This window comes from Tenacibaculum mesophilum, assembly GCF_003867075.1.
In the GTDB taxonomy this organism is placed as follows: Bacteria; Bacteroidota; Bacteroidia; order Flavobacteriales; family Flavobacteriaceae; genus Polaribacter; species Polaribacter mesophilus.
The window spans coordinates 2,314,470-2,326,963 of sequence record NZ_CP032544.1 but is presented as its reverse complement, the minus strand read 5'-3'; the positions used below and the strand labels follow the sequence as shown (position 1 = coordinate 2,326,963).

General features: G+C 32.0%; 8 protein-coding genes. All 8 read left to right on the top strand.

The features are described from left to right. The first annotated feature begins 252 nt into the window (after nt 1-252). Nucleotides 253-3,789 carry a hypothetical protein gene (locus tag D6200_RS10515; RefSeq protein WP_073182394.1) on the top strand — a complete coding sequence of 1,179 codons (3,537 nt, stop codon included), beginning with the start codon at nt 253-255 and terminating at the stop codon, nt 3,787-3,789. Between the two features lie 235 nt (nt 3,790-4,024). Further along, a complete protein-coding gene (locus D6200_RS10510) occupies nt 4,025-6,574 on the top strand; it encodes an EndoU domain-containing protein (protein ID WP_125064413.1) in 2,550 nt (849 codons plus the stop codon). Between the two features lie 10 nt (nt 6,575-6,584). Next, complete coding sequence (locus D6200_RS10505; protein WP_073182395.1) at nt 6,585-6,905, top strand: hypothetical protein; 321 nt, start codon at nt 6,585-6,587, stop codon at nt 6,903-6,905. A 341-nt stretch (nt 6,906-7,246) separates the two neighbouring features. Continuing rightward, complete coding sequence (locus tag D6200_RS10500) at nt 7,247-7,678, top strand: TIGR02594 family protein (RefSeq protein WP_073182396.1); 432 nt, start codon at nt 7,247-7,249, stop codon at nt 7,676-7,678. Beyond that, entirely contained in the window at nt 7,671-8,099 is a 429-nt protein-coding gene (locus D6200_RS10495) for a phage holin family protein (RefSeq protein WP_047788116.1), read from the top strand. Before D6200_RS10500 ends, D6200_RS10495 begins: the two co-directional genes overlap by 8 nt. Before the next feature lie 68 nt (nt 8,100-8,167). Continuing rightward, complete coding sequence (locus D6200_RS10490; RefSeq protein WP_073182397.1) at nt 8,168-8,785, top strand: hypothetical protein; 618 nt, start codon at nt 8,168-8,170, stop codon at nt 8,783-8,785. Nucleotides 8,786-8,897: 112 nt separating this feature from the next. Further along, the gene (locus D6200_RS10485) at nt 8,898-10,838 is read left to right on the top strand and encodes a hypothetical protein (RefSeq protein WP_073182398.1); all 1,941 of its coding nucleotides are present in this window, start codon (nt 8,898-8,900) and stop codon (nt 10,836-10,838) included. Nucleotides 10,839-11,050: 212 nt separating this feature from the next. Continuing rightward, the gene (locus tag D6200_RS10480; RefSeq protein WP_073182399.1) at nt 11,051-12,307 is read left to right on the top strand and encodes an autotransporter outer membrane beta-barrel domain-containing protein; all 1,257 of its coding nucleotides are present in this window, start codon (nt 11,051-11,053) and stop codon (nt 12,305-12,307) included. Nucleotides 12,308-12,494: the final 187 nt, after the last annotated feature.

Sequence of the window (12,494 nt, the reverse complement as noted above, 5' to 3'; positions counted from 1 at the left end):
ATATGTTTTATATTTGCCTCGCTAATGAATTGCTAATATACAAAAAAATTGTAATAATCAAACATTTGTGTGGTTTTAGCGATTGTGTTTTTAAGATTTCAACTTGATTTTCTTCACTTTTTTGAAATCTATACTCGTTTATTCAAACATTTTTTTGAATAAAACCAAAATCAAGAAAAAAGAACTGTTAGAAAAGCAACTAAACAGGGCTCTTTTTGAGCTTGATTAAAAAATTAATTAAATTTTATAAAAATGAGTAAAAAACCAATCAAATCAAACCTATTTAGGTTTGTAACATTACGTAGTCCACAATTAATTGAAGACAAAGAAACTGGATTTGTTTCCTTTCCAGAAGAAAAAAAAGCAGAAAGTTTAGCTTTTCAAGCAATACAAGGAGCTACTACAGATGAAGAAAGAAAAACAGCATTAAAAGGAGCTTATAGTACGAATTTTACACCAATAGCTAGTAGGGTAGAGATTAAAAATTTACACGAAGCGTTATATCAGTTTTCTGGATGGTTAGTGTGCAATAAGACAGTATTATCGTATGCTGGTATTGATGCTAATTTATATGCAGCACAAGAACTTACTGTTGATGAAGAGTTAGTTTTATGGGAAAACTTATTTCATCAAACCATTAATAAGGAATCGGCTATCGTTCGAGAAGGACTGATTCAAATGTTGGTAGCGAATAAGTTTTTAAAAGCATTTAATGTATTTACTAACAGCTTTTCACAAGAAACAGAGGGGGAAATTGTTTTTACAGAAGAAAATGAAAAAGAATTTGTACGTAGAGCGAATGCAAGTGTTATTGTGCCTAAAGAAGTGGTTATTTCAGATCAACAATTTGAAGGAGGAGCTACAAACATAAGTCCTAGTTCATCAGAGTATTTGACATCTAGTTTACAGGTTGAGATGGCTAAAACACGTTTACAACAATATGAACTAGGTTTAAAGGAAATTGAAAAAGCTGAGTATGTTTATAATAAAAGTGAGCAGGTACGATATAAAGAAGCTTTACAAGCTCATGAATTAGCTGTAGAAGATATAAAAAACGCAGCTCAACCAACGATTCAAACAATTGTAGACGCTAAATCAGGATTTGAAAAAAGATTAGAAATATATCCAGATTTAGAATTGCCTAAGTTTGAATTTGAAAAAGCAGAAGAGATTAGTAGAGCTGCGGACGGTACAACGACAACTACTTTTCAGTATTCAGAAGGGACTAAAGATTTATTAAATTCTGAAGGACTCAAATTATATGATAATTTTTATGAGGCAAAAACGGTTCTTAGACAAAAAATAAAAGAAGAGAATCAGAAAATTTTAGAAAACACTCCAGAAAAAGTGAGAGCTGTTTCTATTCAAGGAGGTACTCTAAATTATAACCTTAGTAAAAGTACACCACTGTACTCTTATTCGGGAGATGTTTTTGGTCAAATGGGGAAAGGATCAAAAATTATTATGTTTTTAAAGGTTGAAGATTCTACTAATGTAAGAGTAACAGAAGCAAACTATACTTTAGATGATATTGATGCTCAAGTACCATATACCAGAACTTCATTTAAGAGTAGTCCTGCTAGTTTTGATAATACATTGTTACGAATTGAGTTATTTCCAGAAAATTTACAACAGTTAATTTCAGGACCTGTATTTGGTTTGAACGGTAGTTTTGTTTTAAGTAACGGAGTGTCGTTAGAGTTTAAAAACATAATGTTTCAGGTTAAGTTTGATGATGGGTACTATGAAATAACTAACAATTTTGTTGGTCAATGTATAGTTAGTGGTAATGTCTCTGAGGGGTCAAGTGCTGATGGAAAAGGTGTTCTTTATGGAATATCTCAATTAGGAGTAGTAGATTTTAGGCGAGTAGAACAAGAGGTGTGTTGCTATGTGCCCGGAGAAGTGTCGCATATAGAAAATATCATGGCACGCGAATATAAAGAACGTTCTACTAGAGATTTAAGAGTTTCAGAAACAACAACGGAAACAGCAACAGAAAAAGAAGTAGAAAACCTAACAGACACTACCTCAACAGAACGTAATGAAATGCAAAACGAAGCGTCGTCTATTGTAAATAGTGATAATGCTACTAGTTTTGGGGCTAATGCTAGTTATTCTGGTTTTGGTTTAAGTTTAGGAACAAGCTTTAATACTTCATCTTCTAATTCTTCTTCAGATTCAAACCTACAAGCACAAACGTATGCGCAAGAGGTAACTGAAAGGGCCTTAGAACGAGTGGTACAGAAGATTAGTACCAAACGTACGTCTCGTATATTGCGAGAGTATGAAGAGAATAATACTCATGGATTTGATAACCGTAAAGGAGATAAGCATGTCACAGGAGTGTATCGTTGGGTAGATAAGATTTATAAGAATAAGTTGATAAATTATGGTAAGCGCTTAATGTATGAATTTGCGTTACCAGAACCAGCTAAGTTTTATATTGAATCATATTTGAAAAATGGAGAAGGAAGTGAAAAAACTATTGAAGGGTTAATTATTCCTAAAAAACCGATACATCCGAGTGAATTGACAAACGGTATTCAATCTGCAAAAGATTTAGGAGAGACAAATTATCAGAAGTTTGCGGCAGAGTATAGAGCAGAGGTAGAAGTTTATCCGATGGAATCTATCTTTTTGGGAGAATCTTTCAATGTGGATATAACAAAAGACCATGGTCAGATAGAAACAGGTTCAGGAAAAGGGTCAATAAAAATTCCTAAAGGATATTATTCAGTTAGAGGAAAAGTCGATTTTTCTTCAATTGATGACGGAGATGGTATACAAAAAGGGTTCTTTGTTAGTTTAGGAGATACAACATTTTCGGATACTACAAAGTGGTCTCCACTTGACGCTGAATTTGGATATAGACCTACAAGTAAGTTTGTAGAATCAATTCCTGTATCATATCTGATGGGTAATTATTTCAGTGGAAAGATTAATGCTTCGATTGAGTGTAGATTAACAGAAGAGGCTAAGAAACGATGGCAAAATGAAACTTATAAAGCTATTATGGATGCTTATAATGAACGTTTGTTAGAGTATAATGAGTTTGTACAAAATCAAGTTGTAGATAAAGAACCTAATGAAAAGAAAAAAGAATTGAGTTCTCAAATCAATCGTAGTATCGAAAAGCGTGAGTTAAAGCGTATTGCTATCGACTTAATGACAAAACCTTTTGATGTTGTTACCGCTCAGGATAATTATAAAGAGAATGGTAAAGAAGCGGATGCTAAGCATGTAGCGAGAACGTCTAAATTTCAAAAGCATGCTGAAACAGTTAAGTTTTTTGAACAAGCATTTGATTGGGAAATTATGGCGTACACATTTTATCCTTATTTCTATGGAGCAGAAGGTAATTGGGATGCTAATTTTGAGCACAACGAAGGTAGCGACCCTGTTTTCCAAGCCTTTTTACAAAGTGGTATGGCAAGATCAGTAGTACCTGTACGTCCAGGTTTTGAAGAAGCTGTAAACTGGTATATGAAAACTGGTGAAATTTGGAATGGTCAAGGAATGGTTACCGATATGGATGACGATTTATATGTTTCTGTTGCCGAAGAAATGCAAACTATTGAAGGTGAAGTAGAAGGCACTTGGGAAACCCGTGTGCCAACAACGTTAACTGTGTTACAAGCAGATTCTGTAGTATTAAATGAAGGAGGTTTGCCGTGTAATCCAGACTGCGAAGGTCAAGGTTTATTTGATGTAAGTACCTATAAGATAGGAGATGGACCAGATGGTGTAGATTACGATATTGTAGGCGATACCAACAATGTAGCATAAGTGCAGTAAAAATGTTTGTTTAACAAACATTTTTCTATACACACAGTCACAAACCTCATCCTATATTTTTTTATGTCATTGCGAAAAAAATGAAGCAACCTATGTATCAAGAGTTTTAAACTTAAAGGGTTACCAAGTATAGCTCGTAATAACACTTCTAATACTCTTCTCTTTGCTTTAAAAGAGAAGAGCTGGGTGAGGTTTGTTTTTTACTAATCATAAAAAACAAAAAAATATGCATGCTCATGAATATGGAAGCAAACATTTTAAACACAAAACCAATTTTAAAGATTTGGTGGTGTTTTCAGATGTTCAGCAACAAAAAATAAAAGAAACCGCAGTTCCAAGTCCCAATATATATGTAGAAATAGAAAAAGGAGTAAAAACTGCAAATAAATGGTTACTACATTTTAATAGTCGATTGTCTGGTGAATATGGAGATTTTTTTCTAGAAAATAATTCGCCTTATGGGCAAATTAATAAACTGCAATATGAAGAAAATGATGAAAACTTTGCATTTATTCAAAATACCATTGTTGATTTTCAAAACGGAACATTGCCTTATTATAAAATTAATGAAAAGTTTTATATCCAACTTGATAATAGTATCGATTTAGAGGAGGTAATTGTAAATGCAACCCCTTCACCAACTACCAGAGATGTTAAAAGTATCCAATATGAAGCTTTTACAACTGTATTTATTTCTGAAGATGGAGCGCAATTATTACAAGCTTATGAAGCGATACAAAATGTAAGTGCACACGAGGTAGTTATTTTTATTGAACGCAGTTCAGGAAGTAACCTTTTCGGAACAGTGTTTAGAATAAAAAAAGGGAAAAATGTAAATTCTCTTATAGAAACGAACAGAATTCGCATAGCGAAAATTGTTAGAGCTTATGGAGTAGATGTATTTACGAACGAGCTAAGTAAAATGCTTGAGCAAGAACTTAAAAAATCAACAGAGAGCGATTTTTATTTGGTATTGAAAAAAGGAGGGCAAATAGTACGTTGGGGAGCGGATGTTACTTTAAGTAACTTGTCTAAATTCTTAAAAAGCTCAGGTGAAGAAATAGGTAAGTTACAGTTAGGTGAAAACTATTGGAAAACAACGGATGAAGGAAAAGAGAACTCAAAATACAATCCGTTATTACCAAAACTTAATATTAATGAGAGTTTTTCTTCCGAAGAATTGGCAAATTCAATTTATAAAAATTATGTAGTTCCCATTGAAGCCCCTATTGTAACGTTTGCAGAGCGATTTAATAAACATTGGTTGTTTAAAGAGCTTATGCCTTTTAAAAGTGAACGTATTACTAAGTTATTTAAGCACGTACCAGGTATACTTAAAGAGTTTTTAGATGGTGTAAAAGAAAACGCACAAAACACCTACGATTTTATTAACGGATTGTTAGTAGGGCTTATTAATAGTATTATTGATTTCTTTAAATCTATCTTTGATATTTTAGCTATTTTGGTAGATGTTTTAAATGGCGTTATCCAAACAGGAAAGTTCTTTGAAAAACCAGGTCATTACCTACGTTTATTAGCAGAAGGTTTTGAAAACCTTATCGATTTAGTACTCAATACCTTTACGTTAACAAACCTAAAAGCATGGATGCAGTTTTTAATAGAAATGCCTATAACTACTGCTAAACTATTAATAGGTTTATTTGCTAAGGCATCCAATACAAAAATCACAATAGATCCAGGTGCTTTAGGGTATTATATAGGATTTTTGGTTGGTTTTATAGCTTCGGAAGTAGTACAGTTTATTGCTACTGGAGGAACAGCCAATATAGCCAAAGCAACCAAAGCAGTATTAAAATCGTATCAAGAGTTAGCGAATGTAGTAGCTAAAAAAGTGGTAAAAACAGCAGAAATAACAGTAGATGTAGTTTTAGCTGCGATTAGAAAGCTTAAAGAATTTGCCAAAAACTTTGTAAAACACTTAGATGATCTTAAAAAATGGATTGGTGAGTTGGTTGTTAAGTTTCAGGCTAAGGCTTTAGTGATTGATAATGTAGCTTATACATTAGTAGATCCTGTAAGTATTTTTGTAGAGACTGTATTTAAAATATTTAAGGCAAGTGCTTGGAGAAAACTGAATGGTCTTGGGGTAAGTATGATTAAAAATGAAGACGGATTGTATTCATTTTTATACGATGGTAAAAATATTGCAGCAGATTTAACTAAAAAGCAAGCAGAAGAGTTCTTAAAAGAAATCTTTACTAAATTCAAAGGTAAAACAGATGATGCTATTAAAAAATATTTGGATGATATAAAACGAATTTTTTCTGAGATAACAGAAGATGTGTTAAAGCACGCAAATCATGGAGAGTTTTCTTTGCCTGCTAATCCTAAGAGAAGCATGTTGCCAGGGAAAATGAGAGTAGGTGGGCATGGTCAGGATAATTTGGTTTTCTTAGATGAGATAGGAAGAAAATATAGGGTTGAGCATACCTATGAAAACGGTGTAAGAATTGGTGGTGTAGAAGGTCATGATAAGAGAATTAAGAAGTTGGTTGAAGGAAGAAATAATACAGGACAATCATGGTTTCCTAAAGATTGGAATAGTGCTAAAATTGAAGAAGCATATAAATATGTTGTTAGGAATAATTTAGATGCATTTAAACAATTACAAGATGGACCACCTCCACTATTTGATGTATATGATGGTGTAAGGGTAGGAGTTATTAAAACTAAAGGAAAACCAGCAACTATTTTTCCAGATAATGCTATGCAACCAAGAAAAAGTGTACAAGAATTAGAAATTAACCCTTTTTAAAATTAAGATAATGAAAGAATTAGTAGAGAAAATAAAAAAAGACGTTGAGTACATGGAAAGCACTCATGTAAATGATCCCAAAATAGATGTTTTACTAGATGAAATAGAGCAGGTGTTGTTAAAAAAGCCTAGTGTTACTATAGAGTTGTTAAATCAGTTAGATCTTGTATCTATCGAGTGGATATGTTCTAGATTTGAAAAGGTTTCTTATGAGTTACAAAGTAAAGAGTTTATAGATTGTCTAGACGGTTTAATTGATAAGTTTTCACCGAATATTAATGGTTTTAAAAATGAAGTTATAGAAGCTAAAGAAGCTTATCAAGCTTTATAGATTAAAAATATTTTTATAAAAGCTTAGTTAGATTTGATAGAAGTTTTAAAACCGTCTAAAATTTTAGGCGGTTTTTTTTATGTAAAAAGTTATAGTGAATTTTCAATAATACCTCTAAGTTAAAACATAATGCAAAATATTTGTAATTTGTTTTGTTTTTAACTGTAATATGTTGTATATTTGTCTTGCTTTTCTAACAGTTCATTATTATTTATTAATCTTTAATGTAAGCAGAAACGAAAAAAAGTTATGATTAATCCCTTTCAGGTCTAGAAAAAAGAAAAAGAATCAACAACTTACAAGTTTTGTCTGCAAGCGCTTTAAAAAAATTAAACATTTGTATGAATAATTTAATATCAGTAGCGTTATCGCAATACGGAGTCAAAGAGGTGAAAGGCTCAAAAGATCATCCTCAAATTGTAAACTATTTTACTTCATTAGGTTTTGATGGAGGAAAATTTAAAGATGAAACCGCTTGGTGTAGTGCCTTTGCAAATTGGGTAGCCAAAAAAGCAGGTTATGAACACACTAACCAATTAACAGCACGCAGTTGGTTGTCGGTAGGAGACTCTACTACAAATCCAGAACCAGGAGATGTGGTGGTTTTATGGAGAGAAAATCCTAGTAGCTGGAAAGGACATGTTGGGTTCTTAATTAAAGAAACCAGACGATATGTGTATCTATTAGGAGGTAATCAAGGAAATAGTGTAAGTATTAAAGCATATCCTAAAAACAGGGTATTAGACTTTAGAAAACTAAAAAAGAATGGATAAATTTTCGCATTTCATTTTTTGGTTGCTTGCTTTACTGTCGCCTTTAAATGGAGTGTTAACTACCATGATGTTACTAATAGTAGTTGATTTTATTACAGGAGCCTATGCTTCTTTAAAATTACAAATACCTATAAAAAGCGAACGAATTGGACATACCATTTCTAAGTTTGTTATTTATAACTTGGTAATTATATCAGCTTATTTTTTAGAAAAACACATTGTAAATGAAGTTCCTTTTTTAAAAATAATAGCAGGATTTATAGCTATTACCGAAACAAAGTCAATTTTAGAAAACTACAACAAAATTTATGGAGTAAACCCCTTTAAAGCATTGCACAGTTTGTTAAAACAAGCGGGTATGCAAGGTACCTTAGAGCAAACAACCGAAAAACAAAAAAACAACGACAAAGAAAAAGTTTAGTCGCTAACACTTTTTTTAGCGACTCTTTTTTATCAAAAACAATTTAAAAACGATAAAAAAGAACAAAAATGAAACAAAACAAAGAAACATTAAAACAATTTTTTGAAACAGGCGACAAGCCAACCCAACAACAATATTCCGATTTAATTGATAGCTATATCGATGCCAAACAACCCGAAGGAGAACCCAACCGAAGGTTTGTAATTGACGAAACAGGAGAGGTAAGTGTAACTTCTGAACAGCAAGTTCCAACTTACCAAGCAGGAACTAATATTATGATTGATGAAACAGATCCTTTACAGCCAGTGATTAATGCAGCTCCTAGAGTTAATATTACTGAAGGTGTATTTACACCTAGTTTTTTTGCTACAGGATCTTCATTTTCAGTACAACAAGTAAAAGGTGAGTATTATACTATTGGAGACCGTGTTTTTGTTGATATAATATTATCAGGCGTAACGTCTGATGGTCAAGCTACTTATGGAGAAGTATATATTGCACCTAACATTGATGGTTTTCCTATTGGTGTATCTGTCTCAGGAACCGTTTATAATATACAAGCTCATGAGAATTATGGTTGTTATGTAAGACATGATTTAGGAAGAGTAAATATTAAAGATAGGGTTTGGGATAATGAAACGTTATACATAAACTTCTCATATACATCAAAGGAGATATTAAGCTAATTGTATTAAAAATTAATATTTGAAATAATTACAAAGTCTAGCCCCTAACAAAAACAGTTTTTAGTGGCTCTTTTTTATCAAAAAAACTTAAAAACGATAAAAAAGAACAAAAATGAAACAAAACAAAGAAACCTTAAAACAATTTTTTGAAACAGGCGATAAGCCTACACAACAACAATATGCCGATTTAATTGATAGCTATATCGATGCCAAACAACCCGAAGGAGAAGCCAACCGCAGATTTGTCATTGATGAAACAGGAGAGGTTAGTATTGCTTCTCAGCAACAAGAACCTGAATATACGTTGTCACCTATTTCAGGAACTAATACTGTTGATTTATTAAAAGGCGGAGTAAGCGTTTCACAAATTGACTTAACACCTTATTTAGATAATACAAATTTAGTACGATTAGTATCAGGGACTGTTGATACTAATGGGTTAGCTACTTTTACACGTGGTGATAACTCAACATTTACAGTAGATTTTAGTGGTTTGAATTCTGGAGTAATAGATCCCGAAGATGTAACCTTAGACTCTTCTTTTGATAAGCAATTATTTTATAATAAAACAACAAAAGAGTTTGGATTTAAAACATTAATAGAAAAAAATCCTAATTATTTAGTGGTGGACCCTAACTATTCAGGAAACTCAGCTATTGGAGACTATAATAGTCCTTTTACAAATATTAAAGATGCTTGTGCAGCAGTAGAGTTATACGACTCGACCTTAGAAACTAAGTTTACTTTTTATTTAAAATCAGGACAACATACATTTGATACCTTATCTAGTGGTTCGCCAATGCCTAAAAATATTGAAATTTATACAGAGGCAAACACTACTTTGATAATAGACTCTCCATGTGTTTTAAATAATTCAAAATTTAATTTTGGAAATGGAGGGCAACTATTATTTACAAGTTATGGTTATTTATCATATTCCGGTGTTGGAAGTCATTTTATAAGTTGTGATACTATAGGAGTGCATAAAATAGATTTGAGAGGGGCAGGTACACAAGTTTATAGTATTAGTGTTAATAATAATTTTAACGGGGATATAAATATTAATGCAAATTCTGTATTAATAGGGTTAGATTCTACTGACTCTTTAAGGGTAGATAAAAGATACTTTATTGGTGTAATTACAGGAAGTAAAATTAAAGACTTTAGTTTAAAAGTTAATACTTATGATGCTTCAGGAATTGTAGGGCAATTCAATAACTATATGGTTAGAAATATAAATAATGAGTATGGGAATATTGACATATCTGTTAATACAGTTGTTTGTTCTGACAGAAGTGGTAGATTAGTATTAACACAACATTGTGTGAAACAATCAGGATATTTAAATGTTACTGTAAGTGAGGTCACTTGTAATGATTTAAGCTTTATTATATTAGAAACTGCTGGAAATATTAATAATGCAAACCTACACTTAGCTAATGCTAAAATAAATGGTGCAGTATATTTAATAAATAATACAGATTTTACTAATGTAATAACAGCAGATGATTTTTTTGGAGTGACTATTACAGGTTCAGCAACTTGCAATCCTTTTAGTGGAGTTAATAGTTATTTTGAAAGTTTATTTGCACAGAGTCAACTCCTAACACCTGCCTCTGGAGTTAAAAGAGGTTTTATACATTTAAAAGATTTAAAGTTAAATTTTGTAGATACTCCTACTTACGGAGGTTTTCTGTTTGTAGTAAAAAGTAATAAATCAACTGTAGATGCAGCTAAAAATCAAGTTAGATATATATTAGAAGATTGTGAAATAACTACTAATAATAAAGAGTTATTTAGAGTTTTTGATAATGGAGAATCTACATCTAGTGTACAAAATACAGTTCCTCAAGTAGAATTTTTAGGTGTAAATAGATTTGATGTTGGTACAGCAACTAATCTTTTTAGATATGATGCAGCATTTTATTGGGATAAAACCCAAAATTTATTAATGAATTATGGTATTATATTACATAATGCTGTAAATTCTTCTTTTGGAGATAAAAGAGATATAGTGACTTCAAATACAAGATATATTCACAAATTAAATTAAAAAAATAGATAAGATATTTGATTGGTTTGAAAGTTAAAAGCGGAACATAATAATTATATATAAAGTAAGCATTACATGTATATAGTTCTTCAGCAAAAATCATTACTATAAACCTTTAACAAACTACAAAAGTCTAGCCACTAGCAAATCCAGTTTTTAGCGGCTCTTTTTTATCAGGAAAATAATTTAAAAACGATAAAAAAGAACAAAAAATGAAACAAAACAAAGAAACCTTAAAACAATTTTTTGAAACAGGCGATAAGCCAACACAACAACAATATGCCGATTTAATTGATAGTTATATAGATGCCAAACAACCTGAAGGAGAAGCCAACCGAAGGTTTGTCATTGATGAAACAGGAGAGGTTAGTATTGCTTCTGAGCAACAAGCACCTGAATATACCTTATCACCTATTTCAGGAACTAATACCGTTGATTTATTGAAAGGCGGAGTAAGCGTTTCACAAATTGATTTAACACCGTATTTAGACAATACCAATTTAGCACAATTAGTATCAGGTACTGTTGATGCTAATGGATTGGCAACCTTTACACGTGATGATAATTCAACTTTTACAGTAGATTTAAGTAGTCTATCAGGAGGAGTTAATGGAAATTTTGTTACGATTGATACTAATCAAACAATAACAGGTGTTAAAACCATTGGATCGAGTTTATATACAGAATATATTCAAAGTAATGATTCTGTAAATGTGGCAAAAAATATAACATCAGGAGGAAGGATTAGGACAGGAGGGAATGCCTTAGATTTTACTGAGTCTGGAAATGCAGGTTCAGCCACCATTGAGGCAGATATTGTAGGGAGCACAGTTCATACACTTCAAGGTAAATCTGGTATTATAGCTCATTTAAATGATATCCCACAATTACAAGCAGGTTCAAACATTACGATTGATGCTACAGACCCTCTACAACCTATAATTAATGCGACAGCAGGCAGCGGAGGAGCTACCGATTTATCATATGATGCAGCCACAAGAACGGTAGCTTCTAGCACAGGAACAGATGCAGTAATTCCTTTAGCAGATGCCACTAATGCAGGCTTACAAAAAGCAAATTTTTATGAGGAGGGTGCTTTCACTCCAGTACTTGGAGGAGGAACTTATACTAATGGTAGTACTACTGGCTCATCTTATGTTAGAATAGGTAATTTAGTTCATTTGTATTTGCAAATACAAAATATAAATGGGACAGGAAGTACATTAGATTTAAACATAGGTGGTATGCCTTTCCCTGCATCAGCTTCTGGTTACTGGATTTCTTCAAATATGACTCTTTTTAATGGAAGTAATTATGCAAATCCAGATAAACTATTAGTAGATTTCAATGTAGGTTCTGGAACGCTTAGATTTAGAGAATTAAATGGCTCTTATATTGAGAATGTTAATTTTTCTAATGGAGAAGTTAGGTTGAATATAACTTATAGAACTAATATATACACCTCATAACCAACAACCAAAGTCTAACCCCTAACAATCGTTTTTAGTGGTTCTTTTTCCTGTTAATTTTTAGTGTTTGGTGTCATTTCGACGAGATATGAGGAGAAATCTCATCTTTAAGAGATTTTACGTCACTCATTCTTCGCTCTTTGAACTGACAAACATTTTTCTAATACCAGTTATAATTTCAAGTTGT

Coding starts and splice junctions, on each gene's coding strand:
- D6200_RS10495 (WP_047788116.1), top strand. CDS start 7,671: ATGGATAAATTTTCGCATTTCATTTTTTGGTTGCTTGCTTTACTGTCG.
- D6200_RS10480 (WP_073182399.1), top strand. CDS start 11,051: ATGAAACAAAACAAAGAAACCTTAAAACAATTTTTTGAAACAGGCGAT.
- D6200_RS10515 (WP_073182394.1), top strand. CDS start 253: ATGAGTAAAAAACCAATCAAATCAAACCTATTTAGGTTTGTAACATTA.
- D6200_RS10510 (WP_125064413.1), top strand. CDS start 4,025: ATGCATGCTCATGAATATGGAAGCAAACATTTTAAACACAAAACCAAT.
- D6200_RS10500 (WP_073182396.1), top strand. CDS start 7,247: ATGAATAATTTAATATCAGTAGCGTTATCGCAATACGGAGTCAAAGAG.
- D6200_RS10485 (WP_073182398.1), top strand. CDS start 8,898: ATGAAACAAAACAAAGAAACCTTAAAACAATTTTTTGAAACAGGCGAT.
- D6200_RS10505 (WP_073182395.1), top strand. CDS start 6,585: ATGAAAGAATTAGTAGAGAAAATAAAAAAAGACGTTGAGTACATGGAA.
- D6200_RS10490 (WP_073182397.1), top strand. CDS start 8,168: ATGAAACAAAACAAAGAAACATTAAAACAATTTTTTGAAACAGGCGAC.